The organism is Vibrio sp. THAF190c (assembly GCF_009363355.1).
GTDB classification, from domain to species: Bacteria; Pseudomonadota; Gammaproteobacteria; order Enterobacterales; family Vibrionaceae; genus Vibrio; species Vibrio fortis_A.
This window is the reverse complement of sequence record NZ_CP045338.1, coordinates 2,269,452-2,294,807: the sequence shown is the minus strand read 5'-3', so window position 1 is coordinate 2,294,807 and position 25,356 is coordinate 2,269,452. Positions and strand designations below refer to the sequence as shown.

At 45.4% G+C, this 25,356-nt stretch carries 19 protein-coding genes, 1 tRNA gene and 1 riboswitch; of the genes, 5 read left to right on the top strand and 15 right to left on the bottom strand.

Annotation, left to right across the window (positions count from 1 at the left end):
- Positions 1-64: 64 nt before the first annotated feature.
- The 4 genes from FIV04_RS10155 to rnt all read right to left on the bottom strand — a co-directional run bounded on the left by FIV04_RS10155 (position 65) and on the right by rnt (position 8,334).
- Complete coding sequence (locus tag FIV04_RS10155; RefSeq protein ID WP_152469058.1) at positions 65-4,588, bottom strand: transporter substrate-binding domain-containing protein; 4,524 nt, start codon at positions 4,586-4,588, stop codon at positions 65-67.
- A 38-nt stretch (positions 4,589-4,626) separates the two neighbouring features.
- Entirely contained in the window at positions 4,627-5,973 is a 1,347-nt protein-coding gene (locus tag FIV04_RS10150) for a response regulator (protein WP_152469057.1), read from the bottom strand.
- Between the two features lie 317 nt (positions 5,974-6,290).
- Entirely contained in the window at positions 6,291-7,616 is a 1,326-nt protein-coding gene (locus FIV04_RS10145) for a Na+/H+ antiporter family protein (protein ID WP_032551986.1), read from the bottom strand.
- Between the two features lie 73 nt (positions 7,617-7,689).
- Entirely contained in the window at positions 7,690-8,334 is a 645-nt protein-coding gene (gene rnt / locus FIV04_RS10140) for a ribonuclease T (protein WP_152469056.1), read from the bottom strand.
- A gap of 188 nt (positions 8,335-8,522) precedes the next feature.
- On the opposite strand from rnt, the gene FIV04_RS10135 reads away from it, so the two are divergent.
- Positions 8,523-9,404 carry an OmpA family protein gene (locus tag FIV04_RS10135; RefSeq protein WP_032551988.1) on the top strand — a complete coding sequence of 294 codons (882 nt, stop codon included), beginning with the start codon at positions 8,523-8,525 and terminating at the stop codon, positions 9,402-9,404.
- Between the two features lie 86 nt (positions 9,405-9,490).
- Here FIV04_RS10135 and FIV04_RS10130 read toward each other — a convergent pair whose 3' ends face one another.
- The 10 genes from FIV04_RS10130 to FIV04_RS10085 all read right to left on the bottom strand — a co-directional run bounded on the left by FIV04_RS10130 (position 9,491) and on the right by FIV04_RS10085 (position 18,448).
- On the bottom strand, positions 9,491-9,925 hold the full coding sequence (locus FIV04_RS10130; protein WP_150893929.1) for a DUF2753 domain-containing protein: 435 nt from the start codon (positions 9,923-9,925) through the stop codon (positions 9,491-9,493).
- 197 nt (positions 9,926-10,122) lie between these two features.
- Positions 10,123-10,539: a lactoylglutathione lyase gene (gene gloA / locus FIV04_RS10125; RefSeq protein ID WP_152469055.1), complete on the bottom strand. Its 417-nt coding sequence runs from the start codon at positions 10,537-10,539 to the stop codon at positions 10,123-10,125.
- A gap of 48 nt (positions 10,540-10,587) precedes the next feature.
- Entirely contained in the window at positions 10,588-11,223 is a 636-nt protein-coding gene (gene nth / locus FIV04_RS10120; RefSeq protein ID WP_032551991.1) for an endonuclease III, read from the bottom strand.
- 130 nt (positions 11,224-11,353) lie between these two features.
- A complete protein-coding gene (locus tag FIV04_RS10115; protein ID WP_152469054.1) occupies positions 11,354-12,046 on the bottom strand; it encodes an electron transport complex subunit E in 693 nt (230 codons plus the stop codon).
- Positions 12,046-12,675 (bottom strand): electron transport complex subunit RsxG, encoded by a 630-nt coding sequence (gene rsxG, locus FIV04_RS10110; RefSeq protein ID WP_150869003.1) that lies wholly within the window; start codon positions 12,673-12,675, stop codon positions 12,046-12,048. Before rsxG ends, FIV04_RS10115 begins: the two co-directional genes overlap by 1 nt.
- Before the next feature lie 14 nt (positions 12,676-12,689).
- Entirely contained in the window at positions 12,690-13,736 is a 1,047-nt protein-coding gene (gene rsxD / locus FIV04_RS10105; protein WP_150869002.1) for an electron transport complex subunit RsxD, read from the bottom strand.
- On the bottom strand, positions 13,736-16,666 hold the full coding sequence (gene rsxC / locus FIV04_RS10100; RefSeq protein WP_152469053.1) for an electron transport complex subunit RsxC: 2,931 nt from the start codon (positions 16,664-16,666) through the stop codon (positions 13,736-13,738). Before rsxC ends, rsxD begins: the two co-directional genes overlap by 1 nt.
- Positions 16,667-16,673: 7 nt before the next feature.
- Entirely contained in the window at positions 16,674-17,258 is a 585-nt protein-coding gene (rsxB, locus tag FIV04_RS10095) for an electron transport complex subunit RsxB (protein WP_152469052.1), read from the bottom strand.
- Between the two features lie 2 nt (positions 17,259-17,260).
- The gene (rsxA, locus tag FIV04_RS10090; protein ID WP_152469051.1) at positions 17,261-17,839 is read right to left on the bottom strand and encodes an electron transport complex subunit RsxA; all 579 of its coding nucleotides are present in this window, start codon (positions 17,837-17,839) and stop codon (positions 17,261-17,263) included.
- Positions 17,840-18,372: 533 nt separating this feature from the next.
- Positions 18,373-18,448: transfer RNA gene (locus FIV04_RS10085), tRNA-Asn, on the bottom strand.
- A gap of 509 nt (positions 18,449-18,957) precedes the next feature.
- Here FIV04_RS10085 and uvrB point away from each other — a divergent pair.
- From uvrB to luxU, 3 genes are all read left to right on the top strand, one after another.
- Entirely contained in the window at positions 18,958-20,988 is a 2,031-nt protein-coding gene (uvrB, locus tag FIV04_RS10080; protein WP_152469050.1) for an excinuclease ABC subunit UvrB, read from the top strand.
- A 269-nt stretch (positions 20,989-21,257) separates the two neighbouring features.
- The gene (gene luxO / locus FIV04_RS10075) at positions 21,258-22,658 is read left to right on the top strand and encodes a quorum-sensing sigma-54 dependent transcriptional regulator LuxO (protein WP_032551999.1); all 1,401 of its coding nucleotides are present in this window, start codon (positions 21,258-21,260) and stop codon (positions 22,656-22,658) included.
- A 19-nt stretch (positions 22,659-22,677) separates the two neighbouring features.
- Complete coding sequence (gene luxU, locus FIV04_RS10070) at positions 22,678-23,013, top strand: quorum-sensing phosphorelay protein LuxU (RefSeq protein ID WP_032552000.1); 336 nt, start codon at positions 22,678-22,680, stop codon at positions 23,011-23,013.
- 52 nt (positions 23,014-23,065) lie between these two features.
- Here the strand turns inward: luxU and FIV04_RS10065 are convergent, their stop codons facing one another.
- Positions 23,066-23,953 carry a YvcK family protein gene (locus tag FIV04_RS10065; protein WP_152469049.1) on the bottom strand — a complete coding sequence of 296 codons (888 nt, stop codon included), beginning with the start codon at positions 23,951-23,953 and terminating at the stop codon, positions 23,066-23,068.
- Between the two features lie 195 nt (positions 23,954-24,148).
- A riboswitch (molybdenum cofactor riboswitch) is annotated at positions 24,149-24,302 on the top strand.
- Between FIV04_RS10065 and moaA the strand changes: the two genes are divergently transcribed.
- A complete protein-coding gene (gene moaA, locus FIV04_RS10060; protein ID WP_032552002.1) occupies positions 24,291-25,280 on the top strand; it encodes a GTP 3',8-cyclase MoaA in 990 nt (329 codons plus the stop codon). (Overlaps the previous riboswitch by 12 nt.)
- The last annotated feature ends 76 nt before the right edge of the window (positions 25,281-25,356 follow it).

The following is a 25,356-nucleotide window of genomic DNA, read 5'->3' as shown; positions in this document are numbered from 1 at the left end:
TTTGCAGCATAGCGCAATCCAATACAAAGTGCTTGGCGAACGTGTTTATTAGCTCGATAAAGGTTTACTCATATGAGTAAGCCTTTGATTGTGGCTCCCTTGAGAGGGTATGACGTATCTGATTCAGCTCTTGTTGGAATTGCGTAGCAACGGCTTCAACTTCCTGCAGATAAAGTAGCATTTGCGTTTCTGCAGAAGATACCTCTAACGCTTGCAAAGCCAGTTCACTTGCGAGCGATTCAATGTCAGCAAGTGGCGTTGCGAGAGCGTCACAAGCGACCATTTTAGCCGCACCTTTCACTCGATGAGCGGTTGTTTTAAGAGACTTAAATCTCTGCTCTTCCCACAATTGAGTGATCGTCCGCCAATCATCAATAAAGCTAGTTTCAAACTCTTCGAGCAGTGACATTGCCACATCGGCATCTCCAAATAGTTCATTCAATGCCTTGAAGTCTATTACGTCGGTAGTGATGTCACCTGTGTTGTCAGCGACTACACTTTCTCCATCTATTTGTGGTTCTGAGGACTCGAAACTATCCTCGATACCTTGAAACAATGCAGAAAAGTCATCGGCACCTTGTGATGAAGACGCTGTTTTTTGCTCTTTCGACTCCTCGTTTGAAATATCATTAAGTGAAGGCAGCCATTTCTCTAAAGTCAGTATCATCTGTTTGATAGAGACAGGTTTGACTAAGAAGTCGTCCATGCCATGTGCGTAGCAGTTCTCATCCTCCCCCTGAACGGCATTGGCAGTCAGTGCGACGATAGGGAGTCGATAGTCAGTCAATGTGTTGAGCTGATGAGAATCATCGGCGCCAGTGCGGTTTACGCGGTGCGCAATAAAGCTCTCTCCCAAGCTGTATAACGTCGAAACTTCTAGTTCATTTAGCTCAAGTCCCGGCATTTGTTTGAGTAGCTCACGATGCATTTCATCAGATTGGGCTTCCAGTTGGCGAATGCTGGCTGAGAGAGTATAGCCGTCCATTTCTGGCATGTGACAGTCGGTTAAAAGCAGCCCATAACGCTTCTCTTTAAGTGCGTTCAAGGCAAGCAAGCCGTTGTCTACGATATCGGCATGCACTCCGATGTTTGCTAGCTGTTTGGCGATAACTTGTTGGTTGATTGGGTGATCCTCTGCGACCAATATTAATCGCCCATTTCTCTCTGCTTGTTCACGACTCTCTTGCATGAAGCGTGAAGTCGCCTCGTTAGTTGTTTGCAATGGCATGCAGTCGTGGCTAACAGGTTTGGTGAGTACGTGTACTAGATTATCAGGTAAAAGTGGATTGACAGATAGGCACCATGAACTGCCGAGTGGCTCTGGAGAGAGCATTGGACTTTGATTTATGATGGTAAAGCTTGTTGTCTCGGCATGTTCCTTTATCCATGCATCGGTAATAGCAAGTTGTTGCCAGACTGACATAGCGACGAAGATGTGTTTTGGCTTGTTCTGAACTACCGATTCTTGGAGTAGGTCTTTCTGGTTGATGTGCAGAACTTTCGGCTTTAAATCAAGATGTTTGAGATAACGACACAACTCTTCTTGCTGCAAGAAGAAGCCGACAATATAAACCTCGGAAGAGGAGTTGGCGATCAGGCTTGGATTTTGTAGTTGCTCATCGAGAAAAGCGGGCAGTGCCAATGGGTATCTTGCTTCATCATCTGATGTACTACTGATGGGTAGAGATATTGTGACGGTGAAATCACTCCCTTTCTCCTCATCGCTATCTAATGTCAGTATTCCCTCCATCTGCTCGATTAACTTGGTGGCGATAGAAAGCCCAAGACCAGTCCCCCCGAATCGACGGCTGGTGGTTTTATCAACCTGCTCGAATGGTTGGAAAAGGGCATCTTGTTTATCCTTGGGAATGCCAATACCAGTATCTGATACAGTTAAGCTGATCTTTTGTTGATGTTGAGTGCTTTCAATAACATTAACATGGAGTGAGATTTTGCCGTGTTCGGTGAATTTAATCGCATTATTGAGGAAGTTATTCAGAATTTGATGCAGCCTTATGTCATCAGCATAGAGCCATTGTGCGAGTGCAGGATCTTGCCAATAGTGGAACGCTAATCCTTTCTGCTGAGCGTGAATGGATTGTGGTTGAACAATGCGTGCTAAAACTTTCCCCAACTCAATGTCGGTTGGGTTGAGCTCCAGTTTTCCAGCTTCAATCTTCGAATAGTCGAGCACATCATTGACGATGTGCAGAAGGTTGCGAGCGGATTGAGTCAATCCTCCATGTAAGCTCTGTAGCTCTTCATTCAATTGATGCTCCTGCATTAGCTCTAATAGACCTAAGATACCGCTAATTGGCGTACGAACTTCATGGCTGATGGTGGCGAGGAATTGGGATTTCGCTGCGGTTGCACTTTCCGCTTTCTGCCGCGCGTTATCCAATGCTTGTTGTTGTTTCTTGAGGAGGGTGATATCGGTAATCACCGTATTCCACTGCATGGCGCTTTGCTGGTTACGTCGATTCTTGTTCGGCGCTTCCACATCATTTGGTACGGACGATTTGGAGCTGGCTGTATCCGAGCTATGGGATACTTGGCTGCTGAACTTAACCCACTTAGTTTCGCCAGAGGGGAGCTTCACTTGTTGCTCACTCTCCCAATGCCCCGTGGGCAAGGCCTGGACAATAATGCTCTCTAGCTCGCGTATTCCTTGAGCAGAAAACAGTTGAAATAGCCTCTGTGGCGTGTCTTGAACTGTTTGTGCTGTGAGACCAAACATGTCATTCACTCCGGCACTGACGAAGCTAAATTGAACGCTTAAAGGCTGGTTTATATCGACCTGAGTATGCTTTAACACCACACCATCAATGTTATCGGCCAAGGTTTGTAAGTGGGTTTCGGCAGCTCTAGCGCGTTCTTCTGCAATCTTTCTTTGCTTGATTTCAGCCGCCATCTTTCGGTTCCAAAAGACGATCGCTAAGATGATCAAACCTATGGTTAAGCCGATGATGGCTGACCATTTAGCGACTTCGCGAGGCGATAAACCTTCTTGATATTCATACGTTAACCATTTGCTTTCCAGACGCTCGAGCTCCTTTGGAGGCAGAGCGCTAATCGTTTTGTTAAGGATGCTGAGTAGCATGGGATGGCGGAAGTTAACGGCCATTGCCAACTGAGCATTGTTTTGTTCGGTAATGGTTCCTGTGATTTTAAACTGCCCTAAGTAGTCTTGATGAAGAAGGGGGGCGGCATGATGCAAAGAAGCTAACACATATTCAATTTCTTCTTTTTGTAACGCTTGGAAAGCACTGACATGATTGATATAGGTTTGTCCCTGACAGGCTAGGCAGAGCGAGGGGAGTACGGCTGCTCCACCACTATTCTCAATGATTCCGATATTCTCTGAACGGCTTGGTGTGAAGCTACCAAAGCGATCCGCTCGGCTTAGTATTACCCAAGGCTCGTAACTATAGGCCTGAGTAAAGTCCATGTATCTCGCCTTTTCTGAGGTTGGCGTCATGTTGGTCAATAACATGGTTTCACCACGATTAAATGCAACTTCTGCCGCTTCAGTAGTGAGGTAGGTCTTAGTCTCAAATGAGACGCCCAGGACGTTACCAATCAGCTTAAGTACATCAGCAGATAGGCCATCGTGTTGCTTCTGATCATTGATGAAGTCATAAGGGTACCAATGTCCGTGAACGCCAACAGGAATTGTCGGGTTTCTTTCTAACCACTCTTGCTCTTCTAACGTAAGGTTGAGCGTCCCGTAATTTAAAAGCATTGAGTGTTGAGAAGGCGCAAGCCATTGATTGTATATGGAAGTAAGTGAATCTTGCTTGATGTCTTCTAAGGCGAAATTAATTCGACTCAATAGCCGATGTTTGCCTTTCTTCACAGCAAAGTGGAGATGGTCCGCGGGTAAATCGGGCAATAATGAAAGCATCAGCGACTCTTGGGGCTGCTCTCTCAATAGTGCTGATAGAGCGAGTGCATCACCGATATAAGCATCAACTTGGTTTTCTTTGATGGCGAGGAATGCATCTTGAGTACTTGTTAATTTAGTTATCCGACTGTCGGGTAGCAAACTAGGGAGCAAGTCATTCAATGCAAAGCCTTCTTCAAGCGCAAGGTTGGCTGTCGCGAGATCGCTCAGTTGGTTAATGCTATGTTGTTGGGTGATTACCGCTCTACGAATTGAAAACATAGGTTCACTGAACGCCATATAGTCTTGTCGCTCTTTGGTCGCTGAAACCCCAACTAACAAATCGAGTTCACCTTGCCTAAAGGCGTCTAGTACTGCACTGAAAGTAGGATAGAGAGTGAGCTCATATTCAAAGCCAGCCTTAATCGACGTTTGATCTAGCATGGTGATCAATAACCCTTCGGTAACGCTGCTACCGCTAGGAGTCTCATGTTGATAGCTATATGGCACCATGTCGTAAGAGGGGAGACCAACTCTGAGAACAGGCTTGTTCGATGAGCTAATAGTGCTTGAACTCAATGCGTGGTTTGACTGTGCTTGAACTTGATCCTCGGCATGGACATAGAGCGGCTGCGCCACTAAACATAGCCAGATAAAGGGCAGTAAGAAGCGTTTAACTAGGTTTTGAACACAATCGTCATGCATAAAGACATCCTGTCATTAGCGGTTTATTTGTAGAGGAACTAACAGTTAGCTGCGGCTGGCACAGCTTTAACAAGTGGTGGTAGAGCAAAGTTGTCTGCTTGTTGTAATGCCATTTGTTGTAAATGCGCCAAACTACTGCTGTCTGATTGAAGTAAGTTGTCTAAATGACATTTGAGTTGTTCAACCTTGTCATGTGCGCCTAATGCTTGATAACAAACCGCCAGTAAGAAAAATGCCTCGATATCGTGTTCAGAAAACTCATTGGTGGATGTGTTTTCGATATGTTGCAGTGCCGAATCTGGTTGATTGAGTTGGATAAGCTGTATGGTGCGACACAACTTGAGCAGTGGTTTGCTGAGTGCATAGCTCTTCTCTGCATGAGAAAGTCTCTGCCATGCCGCTTCCGGTCGCCACAATTGCAGCTCCTTCTCTGTCAGTTTTGAAGAGTCAAACCATAAGATCAGAGCTCGTTTTCCTGATGTATCCCAGATCGAGTGAGGTAGAAGCTGCGCTAAAGACTTTAAATGTTGAGTAGCCTTATCAAAGTCGCGGTTGAGCAGTTGTAGCCACACCATGGTATTAGTGAGTTCGATATTGCTGCTATTCACTGATAACACATGATCAATCATGCTGTCAGCCATCTCGAGCTTATTGGTGTTTAAGCACACTTTTACTTTAAGCTGCTGCAATTTGAGACTGCGCGGGTTGGCCGTTATCAAAGCATCGAGTTGAGTCAGTGCGTCATGATATTGTTGCTTAGCTATCAGGATTTCAACGAGCTTTGTCTTTGCTGGGAGGTAATCATGTAGCTGTAACAAGCCGTTGAGCATGGCTTGCGCTTCGTCGAGTTTTTGGTTTTTGATAAGGACTTTCGCCATATAGACAATGGCATCTTTCAAAGCTGAAGGATCCGGTGCTTTGGCGAAGAGAGGCTTCACGGCATTGAGACCACTTTTAACGTACGTTTGCTCGAGTGTGGAAAAATAGTGTTGTCTGGAGAGTCCTGACGTGACACGTTTGATGATATCGTCTGCACGTATCGGTTTAATTAAATACCCATCTGGTTCGAAGTTTGCGTAACCAAAGAAGATATCTTGACTGTCATTACCAGTCACAATGAAAACCAGAGTTTGTGGTTTGATCAGCTCTTTTTGTTGTAAGTACTCCAATAGCTGCAGGCCATTACTGCCAGCACCAAGGTCGTGGTCGACCAATAGAATATCAAATCTGTGTGCTCGACACGCCTCAATAGCATTTTGAGCATTGGACGCACTGATAACGTTGTTGTTAGGTACACCAAGCTTGATAAGAAGCGCTCTGGTCGCACTCTGAATTACGCTACTGTCATCAATGATCAGGTAGCGTGACTGGGCAAGTATATCCATATATTAGCCTTATGACGTTTGAGCCTTTACCGTACATATCCATCTGTTTATCGAATTATTTATCTAGGATTGCACAGCTTATTTATTAGACACTTAAGTGTAGAAGGGCATGTTATAAAATGCCACCTAGTGCATAGAAACAGAGTGCTTTTGGAAAGGGCATCACGTACGTAATAAGGGGAGGGGTATGAGAAAGGTAATAAAAAACCGCCTAAATGTAGGCGGTTTTTGAAAGGTATATGCTTAGCTCTTAGCTCTTAGCTCTTAGCTCTTAGCTCTTAGCTCTTAGCTCTTAGCTCTTAGCTCTTAGCTATAGGCTAAAGAACCATAGCTGCAATCCAACCGAATGCAATCAGTGGAAGGTTGTAGTGTAGGAAAGTTGGTACTACCGTTTCCCATACGTGTTCGTGTTGACCATCTGCGTTAAGACCAGACGTTGGACCCAACGTAGAGTCAGAAGCCGGTGAACCTGCGTCACCCAATGCTGCTGCAGTACCCACAAGTGCGATAGTCGCCATTGGAGAGAAACCAAATGCTGCCGCTAGTGGAACGTAAATCGTTGCAAGAATTGGAATCGTAGAGAACGAAGAGCCAATACCCATGGTTACCAGTAGACCTACAACTAGCATTAGGAGTGCAGCAAGCGGCTTGTTGTCGCCGATCGATGTTGATAGCGCTTCAACCAGAGACTCAACGCCACCAGTTTGTTTCATTACCGCTGCAAAACCTGCTGCTGCGATCATGATGAAGCCGATCATAGCCATCATGTGAACGCCTTTCGTGAACACATCTTGTGTCTCTTTCCATGCAATCACGCCACCAAACGTAAACACCATGAAACCAGCCAAAGCACCAATGATCATAGAGCCAGTAGAAAGCTGTACAGTCAGTGCTGCTACAATACCCACTGCTGCAACAATGATGTGTTTCTTGTTGATCTGCTTAGTCTCTGTAGAAACCGTTGTAAGTTCAGTTTCTTTGTATTGACGAGGTTTGCGGTAAGTAAAGAACACTGCAGTCAGTAGACCAAAGATCATACCTGCTGCTGGTAGTAGCATCGCGACAGGAACTTGGCTCGCAACAACATTTTCTAGGCCGTTGTCATGAAGGTTCTTTAGCAGGATGTTGTTTAGGAAGATACCACCGAAACCGATTGGAAGAACCATATAAGGTGTGATCAGACCGAAAGTCAGAACACACGCGATCAAACGACGATCGAGGTTCATTTTTGCAAACACGCCTAGTAGAGGTGGAATCAAAATTGGGATGAAGGCGATATGCACAGGGATAACGTTTTGAGAAGACATTGTCACAAGAATAAGTGATGCAAGAATGCCGTATTTCAAACCAGTCGAAGCTGTGCTGTTCTCTTTGCCGTGAATGCGCTTGATAACGCTTTGAGCAAGCAGGTCAGTAATACCTGAACGTGAGATAGCAACAGCAAATGTACCTAACATTGCGTAGCTTAGAGCGATAGTCGCGCCGCCACCTAAGCCACTTTCAAAAGCAGCAACGGCATCGTTAAGAGTCATGCCCGACACAACGCCACCGATGATCGCACTGAACGTGAGAGCAACGACAACGTTAACACGCATCAAGGCTAGAACTAGCATGATGCAAACTGATATAACAACAGGGTTCATAATTTTCTCGGAGTGTTGTGTTTAACTATTTTTAATTAATGACATTACGAAAAGACGTGTGTCGATTTTATTTTTATTCTGGTTCAACAAGTGGCCAGCCGCCAAGCGCTTTCCATTTGTTGACGATACCGCAAAACAGTTCAGCTGTTTTCTGGGTATCATACAAAGCAGAGTGTGCTTCTTTGTTGTCGAATTCCATCCCTGCAGTACGGCAAGCTTTAGCCAGAACGGTTTGGCCGTAGGCAAGTCCACTTAAGGCAGCAGTGTCAAAAGTTGCAAAAGGATGGAAAGGGACGCGTTTAAGCTTACAACGCTCACTAGCAGCATTGACGAAGTTTAAGTCGAATGTTGCGTTGTGTGCCACCATAATGGCACGGCTGCAGTTGGAAGCTTTTTGTTCTTTTCTCACAAGTTTGTAGATCTCTTTGAGGGCTTCTTGCTCAGAGATCGCACCACGTAATGGACTGAAAGGGTCTTTGATGCCATTGAAATCTAAGGCTTCTTGCTCGATGTTGGCACCTTCAAAGGGCTCGATATGAAAATGAAGCGTCGATGCTGGATGGAGATCTCCGTTTTCATCCATTTTTAGGGTAATGGCACAGATTTCTAATAATGCATCGGTTTTCGCGTTGAACCCTGCGGTTTCCACGTCAATGACTACTGGAAAATAGCCGCGGAAACGTTTTTTTAGGGTCAGAGCTTCGTTTTCTACAGTCATGTTAGCCCAAATAAGTGTGATTGAGGCTGCATTATTGCAGATAATAGCAGTGATAAAAACTCCAGAAAGTGATTAATTCATAAATTAGCTACCTACACTCGGCGCGATATTTGCATTAATCTGTTGAGAGAGAATATGCGGCAATTGGCTGCATTGTTAAACGAATTGCTTAAGAGATACTCCCCCTTATGAATAAACGACTAATTACAGGTTCAATTCTGTTTTCGTTACTGATGTCGTCGACGGCGCTTGCGCAAGAGAAGCGATATGGGGCATCTCCTCAACAGTCGACTTGGGAAATGGTGGCAAATACCCCATTGGAATGTCGATTGGTTCACCCAATTCCAAATTTTGGTGATGCGGAGTTTTCATCCCGTGCCAGCAAAAAGATCATATTAGACTTTGAACTTAAAATGCGTCGTCCAATGGGGGCAACACGTAATGTCAGTTTGATCTCTATGCCGCCTCCGTGGCGTCCAGGTGAGAGTGCTGATCGAATGACAACGATTAAGTTTTTCCAACAATTTGACGGCTATGTTGGTGGTCAAACTGCTTGGGGTATCTTGAGCGAGTTAGAGAAAGGGCGTTACCCAACGTTTAGCTACCAAGAGTGGCAAAGCCGAGACCAACGAATTGAAGTGGCACTCTCTTCGGTATTGTTCCAACAGAAATATAATGTGTTCAGTGACTGTATTTCGAATCTACTGCCTTACAGCTTTGAAGATATCTCATTTACGATTCTGCACTACGATCGAAATAGTGACCAGTTGAGTAAGGCATCGCAAAAGCGCTTGAGTCAGATTGCCGAATACATTCGTTATAACCAAGATATTGACCTTGTGCTGGTGGCGACCTATACCGATTCGGCGGACAGCAAAGGTGTTAGCCAAAACTTATCGGAGCGTCGAGCAGAGTCTTTACGTGAGTACTTTAAATCGCTTGGTCTCTCCGAAGAGCGAATTCAGGTGCAGGGTTATGGTAAGCGCCGCCCAATTGCTGATAATGCGTCTCCAATTGGCAAAGATAAGAACCGACGCGTGGTGATTTCGCTTGGACGAACTCAGGTCTAGATTTTACGGTTCTTGCCGCCTTAATAAGTCAACCGATAAAAAATGCCAGTCTGTTGAGACTGGCATTTTTTGTTTCCGGGCAGGAACTAATTCAGACGGAACTTAGCAATGATTTCACAATTGGTTGCGGTATCGATCTTTTCAACCATGGACGCTATCTGTGGGTTCGGGTGACGTTTCATGAAGTCAATCAATGCCTTTTTGCAGCAGCCAATAGAATCGATGAAGCTTGAGCATTGCGTGTTAGGGCACTGAGGAATAAGGGTTAACACTTTTTCAGAAGCCAGTTGAAGATACTTCAATTCATAATCAGTATCGCCCGCCCAACGCCAAAATTGCGCTAAGTTGTGGCAAGAGATAACTGAAATTAATAGTCGCTCGTCAGCTTCAATATCAGTGCGTTCAGTGATTTTTTCACTGAGAGTCAGAGCTTGCTGATAATGAAGGATGCTTCGAATAGGATCGTCGAGTTGCAGTGCAGTATCGGCAAGTAATGTGTGTTTTTCCCATTCGTTTATCATGATGATAGCTCCCTAATTAAAACTGGCATCAATCTAAACGATAATCATTATCATGTAAAGTCTAATGATTGAGAATTCGGCAAGATATAGTGTTTTCTGAGACGCGCTGCTACAAAATAGAGGCAAATAAAAAGCGAGCTTCATGCTCGCTTTATGTCTTACAGAATGTCGCTATTCAATGACGTTTAGATAAGGAATTAACCGTCTAGACCTGCACTCGCTTGTTTGTTTTGAATCAGCTCAATCATGTAGCCGTCAGGGTCTTTAACGAATGCAATGTGAGTTGAACCGCCTTTCACAGGGCCTGGTTCACGAGTAACTTTGCCGCCTGCCGCTTTGATAGCGTCACAAGTGCTGTAGATGTCGTCAACGCCAATCGCTACGTGACCAAATGCGTTACCAAGGTCGTACTCAGACGTCCCCCAGTTGTAAGTCAGCTCGATTACAGAGCCCTGTGACTCGTCGCCATAGCCCACGAATACTAATGTGTATTCGTACTCTTTGTTTTCGTTACGACGAAGTACATTCATACCCATAACGTTTGTGTAGAACTCGATTGAACGGTCAAGATCACCAACGCGCAGCATGGTGTGTAAAATACGGCCATTTGACATAGTGTTTTGCTCCTAGCTTAGATGTTTTTATAGAAAACCGATAATTGGTTAGACTTCGGTCTTCTCTTTGAATTCGCATAAGTCTTCAATGATGCAGCTACCACAGCGTGGCTTGCGCGCTACACAAGTATAGCGGCCGTGCAGAATCAGCCAGTGGTGTACATCTAGCTTAAACTCTTTTGGTACGACTTTAAGCAGTTTTTGCTCAACGTCATCAACAGTTTTACCCATTGCGAACTTACTGCGATTCGATACGCGATAAATGTGAGTATCGACGGCAATGGTTGGCCAGCCAAATGCAGTGTTGAGCACCACATTTGCTGTTTTTCGGCCAACGCCAGGTAAGGCTTCAAGAGCGGCACGGTCTTCAGGAACTTCGCCGTTGTGCAGGTCGAGCAACATACGACAGGTCTTGATGGTGTTCTCGGCTTTAGAGTTAAATAGGCCGATCGTCTTGATGTACTCTTTTAGTCCCTCGACACCTAGGTCGTAGATAGCTTGAGGTGTGTTGGCGACAGGATAAAGCTTGTCGGTTGCCTTATTCACACTGACATCAGTCGCTTGGGCTGATAGTAAAACAGCGATTAACAGCTCAAACGGCGAACTCCAGTTAAGTTCGGTTTGAGGATTCGGGTTGTTCTCCCTTAAACGCTCTAAGATCTGAACGCGTTTGACATTATTCATAGTGACATTACTTTCCAGTTTTAAAGCTTGGAGTCGCTTAAGCGTCAAGCTTGCTCATTTTTGCACTCTTATGAGTGTCTCTATTTATATTTGCAAAAGGGGCTAAATTAGCCCCTTTGAATAGTTTGAACTACGCGTTAGTAACACGAGCACGTTCGATGGTTGGTTTTTCTTGTTTTGGCTGTCTTGCTTTCGCTTGATGGTCGATGAGGTTTTTCAATGCAATCAAGAAACCTACCCCAATGAATGCACCTGGTGGTAGTAGAGCAAGCAAGAAGCTGTTATCGAACTGGAATATTTCGATTCTTAGCGCTGATGCCCAATCACCCAGCAGAAGATCCGCACCATCAAATAGAGTGCCATTACCAATGATTTCACGCATCGCGCCCAGTACAACTAATACAGCTGTCATACCCATGCCCATCCAGAAGCCGTCTTGTGCTGCCGGTAGTACGGTGTTTTTAGAAGCGAATGCCTCTGCGCGACCAATAATAATACAGTTGGTTACGATAAGCGGAATAAAGATACCTAGAGACAGGTATAGGCCGTAAGCGTAAGCATTCATCAATAGTTGAACGCAAGTTACTAACGACGCGATGATCATTACAAATACGGGAATACGCACCTCTTTTGGAACATGGTTACGAACCAGAGATACGCAAACATTCGAGCCAACTAGAACTAACAGTGTTGCAATGCCCAAGCCTAGCGCGTTAGTCACAGTCGACGACACCGCTAGTAATGGACAAAGACCAAGCAGTTGTACAAGGGCAGGGTTGTTTGCCCAAATACCATTTTTGATTAGCGTTTTATGTTCACTCATTACGCTCCTCCGCAGTTTTTAGGCTGAGATAACAGTGTTTGTTGGTTTTCATTAACGAAAACGACGGCATTTTTGACCGCTTTGACAACAGCTCTTGGTGTGATGGTTGCACCAGTGAATTGGTCAAAGTCACCGCCATCTTTACGTACTTTCCACTTGTCTTGATTCGCTTCGGTTACTTGCTTGCCAGTAAATGAAGTGATCCAGTCTGTGACGCGTAGGTCGATCTTATCCCCAAGCCCAGGTGTCTCTTGGTGTGAAAGCACACGAGTACCCAATACAGTACCATCGATATCAAGACCAACGATCACCTTAATCGCACCGTTATAGCCATCAGGTGCAATCGCTTCAATCGCAATTGCGCTCGGTTCACCATTGATGGTTGCTATGTACGCTGGCATGGCTTGTTTACTGCCAAGTGCTTCAGATTCAACCAAGGTACAGGATGAAAAAAGTTCATTATCGTGCTTCTCGTGAGGAATCACTTGATTCAAAACCGACAGCAGCTGAGCTTGTTCTTGTAGCTTGATCTGATCTTTGGTCAGGTAGTGAGTCACAGCCACTAAACCAGTCGATGCACAGGCAAAAATCGCAAGGGTTAGACCATTTTTTCTAATCGCATTTAGCATTGTCTGTCGTTTCCTTAATGGCCGTATGTACGAGGTTTGGTGTAGTAGTCGATCAACGGAACGCACATGTTTGCTAACAATACTGCAAATGCAACGCCATCAGGGAAACCACCCCAGCTACGAATAATGAAGACTAAGCCACCGATCATCGCACCGAATACGAGTCGACCTTTAACCGTAGTAGAGGCTGAAACCGGATCTGTTGCAATGAAAAATGCGCCTAGCATAGTCGCACCAGAGAGTAGGTGAACCATAGGCGATGCTGTCTCACCTGGAGTAAGCACACTGAACACCAGACTAAACAGCGTCAGACTTGCTAAGAAAGAAACAGGGATATACCACTGAATCACCCGCTGTTTGATAAGTACTAAACCGCCCAGAAGGTAAGCGATGTTTACCCACTCCCAACCGATGCCTGCAAGCCAGCTAAACTGTGGCTGTGAAAGTGCTTCAGAAGCTGTGTTACCTGCAGCTAATGCTGTCTTAAAGGCATCCAGTGGCGTTGCCATTGTCGTGCCATCGATACCGATACGGGCTTGCTGCAATGATAGGCCTTCATTGTTGAAGCCAGTAAAGATCATCAAGAACGAATCAACAAAACTTGCAGGCTCTGCACTCAAACTGATTGGCGCATTCCAGCTGGTCATTTGTACTGGGAATGAAATCAGCAATACCACGTACGCGACCATGGCTGGGTTAAATGGGTTTTGTCCTAATCCACCATAGAGGTGCTTAGCAATAACAATGGCAAAGAATAAGCCGATAACCATCAACCACCACGGAGAGTGTGGCGGAATTGCAACACTAAGCAACCAAGCTGTCACGACTGCACTGTAGTCACGCAGAGCCATGATAGGTGGGCGCTTACGAAGCAACATAACACCAGCTTCAAAAGCAACTGCAAGCAATATAGCCAAAACAAGTTGGATAATTGTGCCCCAACCAAAGAAGTAGGTTTGCGCCAATAATCCAGGTAATGCCGCAATCGCCACCCATTTCATTAGATCTGGCGTGCTTCTGCGGCTATGCGCGTGCGGTGAGCTGGCAATAAAAAAGGCCACTACTCTTTCTCCTCAATATTCTTTTTATTCTGCTCTTGTTGAGCTTTTCTCGCTTTAGCGCGTGCAATAGCGGCAGCAACTGCAGCTTTTTTCGGATCAACCGTTTCGTCTGCTGATTCCGTTTCTACTTCTTCCACTTGTGATTGAGCTTGCTGTGCCTTTTTCGCTTTAGCGCGTGCAATAGCGGCAGCAACTGCAGCTTTCTTAGGATCAACCGTTTCGTTTGCTGATTCCGTTTCTACTTCTTCCACTTGTGGTTGAGCTTGCTGTGCCTTTTTCGCTTTAGCGCGCGCAATAGCGGCAGCAACTGCAGCTTTTTTCGGATCAACCGCTTCGTCTGCTGATTCCGTTTCTACTTCTTCCACCTGTGGTTGAGCTTGTTGTGCCTTTTTTGCTTTAGCACGCGCAATGGCAGCGGCAACCGCAGCTTTCTTCGGATCAACAGGTTCGTCTACTGATTCGGTATCTACTTCTTCAGCTTGTGGTTGCGCTTGTTGTGCCTTTTTGGCTTTGGCACGAGCAATGGCAGCAGCAACTGCAGCTTTCTTAGGATCAACCGTTTGGTCTGCTGATTCGGTATCTACTTGTTCAGCTTGTGACTGAGCTTGCTGTGCCTTTTTCGCTTTGGCGCGTGCAATGGCAGCAGCAACCGCAGCTTTCTTAGGATCAACCGTTTGTTCTGCTGATTCGGTATCTACTTGTTCAGTTTGTGGTTGAGCTTGTTGTGCCTTTTTCGCTTTAGCGCGCGCAATGGCAGCGGCAACTGCGGCTTTTTTCGGATCAACTGCTTGGTCTACTGATTCGGTATCTACTTGTTCATCTTGTGGTTGCGCTTGTTGTGCCTTTTTCGCTTTGGCGCGCGCAATGGCAGCGGCAACTGCTGCTTTCTTCGGATCAACCGTTTGGTCTGCTGATTCCGTATCTACTTCTTCAGCTTGTGGCTGAGCTTGCTGCGCCTTTTTCGCTTTAGCACGCGCAATAGCTGCAGCTACAGCGTCTTTTTTGCTGTCCGAACTCGCATCAGAGTTTGTTTCTGATTGTTGAGCTTTCTTAGCTTTAGCTCGAGCTATTGCGGCAGCTACGGCATCTTTCTTGTTGTCACTGCTTGCGTCTAAGCTTGTTTCTGCCTGTTGGGCTTTCTTAGCTTTGGCACGTGCAATGGCAGCAGCGACCGCATCTTTTTTGTCTTCGCCTGAAGTTTGGTTTTCTGCATTAGCTTGTTGAGCTTTGCGCTCTCTTGCTAGCTTCTTACGTTCCTCACGCAGTTTGGACATTTCAGAGTTATCTGGTTCTGCACTGTTGCTTTGTTGAGCCGCAGCTTGTTTCGCTTTTGCTTTCGCAATGGCTGCGGCGACTGCTGGCTTCACAGCAGGCTCTTTACTTGTTGTATCCGCAGCCGCTTTCTGTGCTTTTACTCGTGCGATAGCTGCAGCGATGGCATCATCACCGTCAGATGTTTTCATCTCTTTACGACGGTTATCTGCTGCTTTCTTAAAGCGGTTTTCGCGTTCTGCTTTATCGCGCTCCATACGAGCGTTTTTCTCTTCAAAACGCTGTTTGGCTCTCTCGGCTGCGGCAGCTTCATCGCGGCGAGTTTTGATCTCGGCTTTCGCTTGGCGGTAATACTGAACCAATGGGATCTCACTCGGGCAGACAAACGCACAAGCTCCACATTCAATACAGTCTTTAATGTTCAGCTCTTCACACTTGTCGAGCTCATTCGCCTTAGCGTGCCATTGCAGTTGCTGTGGTAATAGAGAAGCTGGGCAAGCCTCTGCACATTGACTACAACGGATACACTCCATTTCATAGCTATTTGGAGAAATCTCGCGACGTGTCGGCGCTAGAATACAGTTCGACGTCTTAGTGATTGGCACATTTTCATGCGGCAAGGTAAAGCCCATCATAGGCCCACCTAAAATAAGTCGCGGTAGCTTTTTATCGGCTTTGTATCCAAATTCTTCGAGCAATGCGCTTACTGGTGTGCCCAGTAGAGCCCAAACGTTACGTGGTTGCTTAAAGGTTTTCCCGGTAAGTGTGACTACGCGATTCACAACAGGCTCGCCATCAATAACAGCACGTTTGATTGAGTACAGTGATCCAACGTTTTGAACCAAGACTCCGATATCGGCTGGAATGCCGCCGGCAGGGACTTCCTTGTTGGTCAAGATCTTAATCAGCTGTTTTTCACCACCCGAAGGGTATTTGGTAGGGATAACGCGGATGACAATATCTTTCTCTTTCGCGGCCTGTTCAAGAGCTTTGATCGCCTCGGGCTTGTTGTCTTCGATACCAATGACAGTCAGCTTTGGTTGCAGCAGGTGCTCAACAACTTCGATGCCTTTGAGCACTTCGTCTGCGTGCTCTTGAAGTAACTTGTCGTCTGAAGTGATATAAGGTTCACATTCGGCTGCGTTAACGATCAAAATCTCTGTGCGACCTAAGCCTGATTGCAGTTTTTTCGCAGTCGGGAAGCCAGCACCACCCATACCGGAAATACCAGCCTGACGAATGATATCAAGTAGTTCATCTGATGTTTTTTCGGTGTAGTCTTCAGTACCTTGGCGCTCGATCCATTGATCTTTGCCATCTGGTTTGATCACAATGCTAAGTTCAGATAGGCCAGAAGGGTGCGCTGTCGTTCTTGGCTCGATTGCGACAACCGTACCTGAGGTTGGAGCATGAACAGGAAGTGTGAAACCTGTGTCGAGAGCTGTCAGCTGTTGGCCTTTCAATACATCATCGCCAATGGCGACCAGAAGGTTGCCCGCTTTACCAATGTGCTGTTTTACAGGCAGGACAATTTCTTGCGGGATCGCAGCGTGAGCGATAGCTAAACCGTTAGATTGCTTTTTGTTTTCAGCAGGGTGAACACCGCCTGGAAATGTCCAAACAGAGCCGGTACGAATTTGTTCAATTAATGAGTTCATACTAACCCTACGCTTGTTTTTCTGCGTCTGCAGCTTGGTTAGTAATATCAGTAACCGGAATCATGTTCATCTGCCATTTCCAATTTTCAGTTGTTGTTGCTACTGGAATCATCTCGATACAGTCTGTAGGGCATGGAGCCACACAAAGATCACATCCAGTACATTCATCTTTGATCACCGTGTGTAGGGCTTTGGTCCCGCCAACGATCGCATCGACCGGGCACGCCTGAATACACTTAGTGCAGCCGATACACATATCTTCATGAATGAAGGCAACGGTCTTAACTTTATTGTCGAGATCGTGTGCTGAATCTTCAACTTCTACACCCATCAAATCGGCAAGTTTTTCGATTGTTGCCTGACCGCCAGGAGGACATTTATTGATGTTATCTCCGTTGGCAATAGCTTCCGCATACGGTCTACAGCCAGGGTAACCACATTGACCGCATTGTGTTTGAGGGAGAATAGTGTCGATTTGATCGACGATAGGGTCAGCCTCAACTTTAAATCGGATAGATGCAAAACCAAGAATGGCACCAAATACAGCGGCCAATACAGCTAAGGCAATAATTGCAATTAAAATGGTACTCATGGTTACTTCACCAACCCTGTAAAGCCCATGAATGCAAGAGACATCAGCCCAGCAGTGATCATCGCAATAGACGCGCCTTTGAATGGCATTGGTACATCAGCCGCGGTAATGCGCTCACGCATAGCGGCAAATAGGATCAGTACCAAAGAGAAACCAATCGATGCACCGAAACCGTAAACGATCGATTGAATAAAGTTGTGGTTCTCATTGATGTTAAGAAGTGCCACACCTAATACTGCACAGTTGGTTGTGATCAATGGCAAGAATATACCCAGAAGTCGGTACAGAGTTGGACTGGTTTTGTGCACAACCATCTCAGTAAACTGAACCACAACAGCAATCACCAAGATGAAGCTCATGGTTCTTAGATACTCGATGCCCAATGGCGCGAGGATGTAGTTTTCTACAAGGTACGAGCAAACCGACGCCAGTGTTAACACAAACGTCGTGGCAAGGCCCATACCGATCGCCGTCTCCAGTTTTTTGGAAACGCCCATGAAAGGACACAGCCCTAAAAATTTAACTAGCACAAAGTTGTTGACCAGCACAGTGCCAACCAACAACAAAAGGTATTCGGTCATAATGGATTAATTCTTGAAATTCCGATCCCAATATTATCCTGCTTTGCTCACCTAATAACAACCAAGGATCGTTAGGGATTTAGGCAGTTGATGAAAAAATCTACGCCTAATCGTTTGATTCACTTGGTTGTAGCAAGTATAGACGCTCTCAATCCCAAGGATCGTTGCAAAATGTAAGACTAAGAATGCAGATATTACGAGTAGAGTGATACGAAGTTGCGAGGATTTCAGGTCAACAAAAACGCAAAAAGCCGCTTCAAGTGATGCGGCTTCTTTAAATTTGGCCCCCCTGTCGGGACTAGAACGCGGGCGGCGAGTACGGTCCGACGCTTCGGCTGAGACATTAGCTTGGAACAAGTTAGTCGCAGTTAAAAACGAAAAAGCTCAATCTTTCGATTGAGCTTTTCTCTAGAATTTGGACTTCCCATGTCGGGTCTCGAACGCGGACGGCCAGTTCTGAAACATTGGTTTGGTACAAACCAGTCGCTCTATAACGCAAAAAGCCGCATCGAGTGATGCGGCTTCTTTAAATTTGGCTCCCCCTGCGGGACTCGAACCTGCGACATACGGATTAACAGTCCGCCGTTCTACCAACTGAACTAAGGGGGAATTGCTTGTTAGCGACGCGAATATTAATAACACCATCGATTTCTGTCAACAGAAAATAGCGACAAAAAAATAGATAAATTACTTTACTTTTCTGTATCCCTTGTAGAATTTGGCTTTGCTTTAGTTATCCACCAAAATTGTGGATAAGTGTGTGGGCGAAACTTTGACAACGCGAATAAGGCGTTTTCTTCGAAAAGGGTGGTTTATCGTAAGTGATTGGCTAGTATGATTTTATTCTGATTGTTGGCGCGTGTATAACTTTTTGTGGTTATTGCGTGAACAGCATAAAACGTGGTTATTTCAGATATTTTGGGGAAAAGTCGTGGATGAAAATATTCGAGATTAAGCGGAGAAGCTTGGGTGGGGCGACGCATAATATCAATTAATCTGAATAAAAGCTATAACTTAACAACAATAATATGAGGTGATTATCTCGATAAAGGTTGCATCTATAGCCAACCTAAGGAGACAATACCCTGATTAAATAAACAGTATGGGAATGACAACCTATGAGTAAGCTCTTTGACTTGGTTTCTGACTATAAACCTTCAGGTGACCAACCTACCGCTATTGCAAAGCTGTTAGATGGTTTAGATTCTGGGCTAGCGCACCAAACGTTATTGGGGGTTACTGGTTCGGGTAAGACCTTTACCTTAGCTAATGTCATTTCCGAAGCACAGCGTCCAGCTATTTTACTCGCACCAAATAAAACCCTAGCGGCTCAATTGTACGGTGAGATGAAAGCCTTCTTCCCAAACAACGCAGTTGAGTATTTCGTTTCTTACTATGACTACTACCAGCCGGAAGCTTACGTACCAACCACTGATACCTTCATTGAGAAAGACGCGTCGGTTAACGCACACATCGAACAAATGCGCCTCTCCGCAACTAAGGCCCTGCTTGAACGTAAAGATGCCATTATCGTAGCGTCAGTATCTGCGATATACGGTCTGGGTGATCCCAAGTCTTACCTCAAAATGATGCTTCATGTTTGTCGCGGTGATGTGATTGACCAACGAGATATTCTACGTCGTTTAGCTGAACTGCAATACTCAAGAAACGACGTTGCCTTTGAACGCGGCCAGTTCCGTGTGCGTGGGGAGGTGATCGATATTTTCCCTGCTGAATCTGATCAAGATGCCGTTAGAATCGAGATGTTTGATGATGAAGTTGACTGCATTAGTATCTTCGACCCACTTACTGGTGTGGTGAAGCAGCGCGACTTACCACGTTTCACAGTCTACCCGAAAACGCACTATGTAACGCCACGCGAAACCATATTAGATGCGATCGAGAACATCAAAGAAGAACTGCGTGAACGAGCGCAATACCTAAAAGATAATAATAAACTGTTGGAAGAGCAGCGTATTTCTCAACGTACACAGTTTGATATTGAGATGATGACGGAGCTTGGCTTTTGTTCCGGCATCGAGAACTACTCCCGTTATTTAAGTGGGCGTGCGGAAGGTGAAGCGCCACCGACTTTATTTGATTACTTACCTGCTGATGGGCTTTTGGTTATTGATGAGTCACACGTAACAGTGCCGCAAATTGGTGCTATGTATAAAGGTGACCGCTCGCGTAAAGAGACGCTGGTGGAGTTTGGTTTCCGTCTTCCTTCAGCACTAGACAACCGGCCAATGAAGTTTGATGAGTTTGAGGCGATTGCGCCACAGACTATCTTTGTCTCGGCGACACCGGGTAACTATGAGCTTGAGAAGTCTGATGGCGATATTGCTGATCAAGTGGTTCGTCCAACAGGTCTTCTGGACCCTGAGATTGAAGTTCGTCCAGTTGCAACTCAAGTCGACGATCTTCTGTCTGAGATTCGTATCCGTTCACAAAAAGAAGAACGAGTACTGGTAACAACATTAACCAAACGCATGGCTGAAGACCTTACTGAGTATCTTACTGAGCATGATGTTAAGGTTCGTTACTTACACTCAGATATTGATACGGTGGAACGTGTTGAGATCATCCGAGATTTGAGGCTGGGTGAATTTGATGTCTTGGTGGGTATCAACTTGCTGCGAGAGGGCTTAGATATGCCTGAGGTCTCGCTGGTGGCGATCCTCGATGCAGATAAAGAAGGTTTCCTGCGCTCTGAGCGTTCCTTGATTCAGACGATTGGTCGTGCGGCGCGTAACCTACATGGTAAGGCGATTCTTTATGGTGACTCGATCACCAAGTCGATGAAAAAGGCAATCGATGAGACTGAGCGCCGTCGAATCAAACAGATGCAATACAATGAAGAGCAAGGTATTACCCCACAAGCATTGAAGCGCAATGTTAAAGATATCATGGAGCTTGGAGATATCACCAAGTCGAAGAAACAGCGCCAATCTAAACAAGTACCACTGTCTAAAGTAGCTGAAGAGCCAGCTAACTACGCTACATTGAGCCCGCAAGAACTCGATAAAGCAATTAGCAAGCTAGAAGCAGAAATGTATCAGCACGCCCAAAACCTAGAGTTTGAGCTTGCGGCGCAGAAGCGTGATGAGATTGAACAGATGAGGCAGCAGTTCATTACCAACAGCTAATCGATAATAATCATTTGTTTGTGACGCAAAAAAAAGCCAGTAGCAAGTGATCTACTGGCTCACATTTGTGGGAATGTCATCCACTAACAACGTCAGTTGGCTAGGTGACCCGTAGGTCAATTAGTAATCTGCATTCTTCATGCCGGATGTTTAACTGTATGATTTTTAGCCTGAGTAAAAAGTAAAACCATAAAAAGCGTGTTGTAATTTGCATAATGCAAAGCGGAATGCGATTATTACAATAAATGCAAAATAATATCGGCTAGGATATGCAATCAAAAACATTTGATAACAAGTCAAAGTACTTGTTAATGGTGGAAGATACAGCATCAGTTGCGGCGTTGTATCGTTCTTACCTGACCCCGTTAGAGATAGATATCAATATCGTGGGTACAGGTAAAGAGGCTATTGAGAGCCTTAACCATAGAATCCCAGACCTCATTCTCTTGGATCTTCGTCTTCCTGATATGACGGGGATGGATGTCTTATTTGCTGTAAAACAGAATTTCCCAGAAGTCCCGGTGATCTTCATGACCGCACATGGCTCAATCGATACTGCAGTTGAAGCAATGCGTCACGGATCTCAAGATTTCTTGATTAAGCCATGTGAAGCAGACCGTCTTCGTATCACAGTAAACAACGCAATCCGTAAAGCAACTAAGCTGAAGAATAGCGCTGAGCACCCGGGTAGCCAAAATTATCAAGGTTTTATCGGCAGTAGCCAAACCATGCAGCAGGTGTATCGTACCATCGATTCAGCTGCTTCAAGTAAAGCCAGTATTTTTATCACTGGTGAAAGTGGTACCGGTAAAGAGGTGTGTGCCGAAGCGGTCCATGCTGCGAGTAAACGTGGTGACAAGCCGTTTATTGCCATTAACTGTGCCGCTATCCCTAAAGACTTGATTGAGAGTGAGCTGTTTGGTCACGTTAAAGGTGCGTTCACAGGCGCGGCTACCGATCGACAAGGTGCTGCTGAGTTAGCGGATGGAGGAACTTTGTTCCTAGATGAGCTTTGTGAAATGGATCTGGAGCTTCAAACAAAACTTCTTCGCTTTATCCAAACGGGTACGTTCCAAAAAGTAGGTTCTTCAAAAATGAAGAGTGTGGATGTGCGCTTTGTTTGTGCGACGAACCGTGACCCATGGAAAGAAGTGCAAGAGGGGCGCTTCCGCGAAGATTTATATTACCGCCTGTACGTTATCCCGTTGCACCTTCCGCCATTGCGCGAGCGTGGTGAAGACGTCATTGAAATTGCATACTCATTACTAGGCTATATGTCAGTGGAAGAGGGCAAAGCGTTTGTTCGTTTCTCTCAAGAAGTGATCGACCGATTTAATCAATATGAGTGGCCAGGTAATGTACGTCAACTGCAGAATGTTTTGCGAAATGTTGTGGTGCTTAATAACGGCAAAGAGATCAACTTAAACATGTTGCCACCACCACTCAACCAACCGCTGGAAAACAGTCTACGATTGAAAGAGAAACAGAGCGAAGATATATCTGTTAAAGATATCTTCCCATTGTGGCTCACTGAAAAAACTGCGATAGAACAAGCAATTAAAGCGTGTGATGGTAATATTCCGAGAGCCGCTGGTTTCTTAGATGTTAGCCCATCAACTATTTATCGCAAATTACAGGCGTGGAACGCAAAACAATCATCCTCAGAATAATTAGTGCATAAGAATAACGATGAAAATACTAAACCAAGAAAAAGTTGATGAACTTGCTAGTGAAATTGGCCAAGAGAATGTCCCTGTTTTACTAGAGATATTTTTAGGGGAACTCAAGGGTTATCACGAGCATTTAGAACAAAGTAATGCGGTGGACTCTGCCAAGTATTTGGCTGATATTAGCCACGCACTTAAGAGTAGCGCAGCAAGCTTTGGGGCAGATTCATTGTGTAACTTTGCGATTGGTTTGGATGCTAAGGTAAAACAAGCCAAATCTATTACAGACGAAGACTATCAAGATATGAAGGTTCTCTTGGTCACAACGTACACTGAGTACCAACAGTTGATGAATTAATAAAAAAGGAGCGTAATGCTCCTTTTTTGTATGACTTAGATAAGTAAACTGTTTAAGCCAATTGAGCTTCAATCGCTTGCTGAAGTTTGACCCTGTCGTGGCGCCAATCTCGGTTAGGTGAGGCGAGCTCAGTGGTAACGCAATGCCACAGGCCATCGAGTTCCGGGTGAGCTGTATCGCCAATAATCACGTCGATTTTGCGCGCTTTACATGCGCGTTCACACCATTCGATTTTTTCTCTTAGTGTCATCATTCCTGCTGGGCCTGCCTCAGGCGAAAGGTTTTCGACCAAAATCACCTTAGCTTTGGTATTGTCAGCAATCGCCTTACCAATTTCTGGTAATAGCAATGGGGGCATAATGCTGGTTAAGAAACTGCCCGGTCCTAACACGATACAATCAGCTTCTGCGATCGCTTGTACCGCTTCTTTGGTTGCCGGCACCTCTGGAGAAAGATCAAGGCGGCGCAGACGCTCGTCCATGTCATCGACATTGGTTTCACCTGTAACCCAGCGACCTTCCATCGAAAGTGCTGTTAGGTCAGAAGGGTGTTCCGTCATCGGAACAATGTTGACGTCGACTTTGAGCATACTGCGGATTAGATTAATTGCTTCTAATGGTCTAACAGAGAGGTTATCCAAAGCAGTGAGCATTAGGTTACCGAGATTGTGGCCATCCAGTTCACCTTGACCTCGGAAACGATACTCAAACATCATCGAACTGATAGAAGGCTCTGTGATCAACTGGTTGATACAGTTGCGAGTATCGCCCCATGCGATACCACCTTGGCAATCTCGAATTCGGCCTGTTGAGCCGCCATTATCGGTAGTGGCGACAATTCCCGTCGCATTACTGCCAAACTGTTTAAGTGCCGCTAACATGCGACCTAAGCCGTGACCGCCGCCGATCGCGACGACTTTCTTTGAAGAGTACAAATTCATTTTTTAGTTCTTATTAGATTATTACCAACTATAATTTAGGGTAAATGCTTATAGGCAGATACTCAACAAGAGTTATTTTGAGGGTCTGGTGCGGTTTTTTTGCTGTTAAGGTTCGTTTTTTTGGCAACAGAACTAGATTCACACACAATTATTAAGTATTTTATACGCAGCTGCTACGCGTGCCTCAGTGTACCGTAGTTGCCATAACTCCGAGCTCTTACATGCTAAGTCGCACAGTGGTATTTTGCTGTATTGATAAGCGTTGAGAGCCAGTGACATGTTGTCACAAGGGCTTAATTGGAAATGATTATGCCTCCCGTGTTTGGAAAGGTGTTCCGTGGCGCAACAATTCGAAGATAGATTCCATCGCAAGTTTTATTACTTGCGCTTGTCAGTTACAGATGTCTGTAACTTTAAATGTACGTATTGCTTACCTGATGGCTATAAGCCTTCGGGTCAAAAAAACTCGTCTTTTCTCAGTGTTCCCGAGATCAAACGTATCGTAAGAGCGTTTGCAGATTGTGGTACCTCCAAGATTCGTATTACTGGTGGCGAGCCAAGCCTACGTAAAGATTTCACTGAAATTATTGATACAGTAGCTAGCACTCCAGGCATCCAAAAAGTGGCAACCACCACCAACGGTTATCGGATGGAGAAACAGGTAGCGCAGTGGCGTGAAGCTGGTCTAACGAACATTAACGTCAGCGTCGATAGTTTAGACTCGCGCATGTTTCACCAAATCACAGGTGAGAATAAGTTTACCGAGGTGATGCGTGGTATCGATAAAGCGTTCGAAGTCGGTTATGAGCAGATCAAAGTCAACGTAGTGTTGATGAAAGATCTTAATAGCCAAGAGCTGCCTTCATTCCTCAACTGGATCAAAGACAAACCTATCCAACTGCGGTTTATTGAGCTGATGCAAACCGGCGAAATGGACGATCTGTTTGATAAACACCATGTATCAGGCGTTGCCATTAGAAACCATCTGATCGCCAACGGTTGGCTTTTGAAAGTCAAAGCCGTGAATGACGGACCTGCACAGGTATTTGTCCACCCAGACTATAAGGGTGAGATTGGTTTGATCATGCCTTATGAGAAAGACTTCTGCGAAAGCTGTAACCGCTTGCGCGTGTCTGCGACCGGCAAGCTTCATCTGTGTCTCTTTGGGGACCATGGTGTTGAGCTGCGTGATCTTCTCCAAGAGGATGAACAAGAAGACGCGCTCATCGCACGTATTCAGGCCGAGCTACAGACCAAGTCAGTGAGTCACTTTCTCCATGATGGCAACAGCGGCATGACACCGCACCTTGCCTCCATTGGCGGCTAAGCTCCCACATCAACAACATTTAATCACCTAGCTTAGATAAGCTAGGTGATTCAGTATAATCATTGAAATAGATAGA

Excerpts from the sequence above, each read along its gene's own strand:
- FIV04_RS10155 (WP_152469058.1), bottom strand. The coding sequence starts at position 4,588 with ATGCATGACGATTGTGTTCAAAACCTAGTTAAACGCTTCTTACTGCCC.
- FIV04_RS10150 (WP_152469057.1), bottom strand. The coding sequence starts at position 5,973 with ATGGATATACTTGCCCAGTCACGCTACCTGATCATTGATGACAGTAGC.
- FIV04_RS10145 (WP_032551986.1), bottom strand. The coding sequence starts at position 7,616 with ATGAACCCTGTTGTTATATCAGTTTGCATCATGCTAGTTCTAGCCTTG.
- rnt (WP_152469056.1), bottom strand. The coding sequence starts at position 8,334 with ATGACTGTAGAAAACGAAGCTCTGACCCTAAAAAAACGTTTCCGCGGC.
- FIV04_RS10135 (WP_032551988.1), top strand. The coding sequence starts at position 8,523 with ATGAATAAACGACTAATTACAGGTTCAATTCTGTTTTCGTTACTGATG.
- FIV04_RS10130 (WP_150893929.1), bottom strand. The coding sequence starts at position 9,925 with ATGATAAACGAATGGGAAAAACACACATTACTTGCCGATACTGCACTG.
- gloA (WP_152469055.1), bottom strand. The coding sequence starts at position 10,539 with ATGTCAAATGGCCGTATTTTACACACCATGCTGCGCGTTGGTGATCTT.
- nth (WP_032551991.1), bottom strand. The coding sequence starts at position 11,223 with ATGAATAATGTCAAACGCGTTCAGATCTTAGAGCGTTTAAGGGAGAAC.
- FIV04_RS10115 (WP_152469054.1), bottom strand. The coding sequence starts at position 12,046 with ATGAGTGAACATAAAACGCTAATCAAAAATGGTATTTGGGCAAACAAC.
- rsxG (WP_150869003.1), bottom strand. The coding sequence starts at position 12,675 with ATGCTAAATGCGATTAGAAAAAATGGTCTAACCCTTGCGATTTTTGCC.
- rsxC (WP_152469053.1), bottom strand. The coding sequence starts at position 16,666 with ATGAACTCATTAATTGAACAAATTCGTACCGGCTCTGTTTGGACATTT.
- rsxB (WP_152469052.1), bottom strand. The coding sequence starts at position 17,258 with ATGAGTACCATTTTAATTGCAATTATTGCCTTAGCTGTATTGGCCGCT.
- rsxA (WP_152469051.1), bottom strand. The coding sequence starts at position 17,839 with ATGACCGAATACCTTTTGTTGTTGGTTGGCACTGTGCTGGTCAACAAC.
- uvrB (WP_152469050.1), top strand. The coding sequence starts at position 18,958 with ATGAGTAAGCTCTTTGACTTGGTTTCTGACTATAAACCTTCAGGTGAC.
- luxO (WP_032551999.1), top strand. The coding sequence starts at position 21,258 with ATGCAATCAAAAACATTTGATAACAAGTCAAAGTACTTGTTAATGGTG.
- luxU (WP_032552000.1), top strand. The coding sequence starts at position 22,678 with ATGAAAATACTAAACCAAGAAAAAGTTGATGAACTTGCTAGTGAAATT.
- FIV04_RS10065 (WP_152469049.1), bottom strand. The coding sequence starts at position 23,953 with ATGAATTTGTACTCTTCAAAGAAAGTCGTCGCGATCGGCGGCGGTCAC.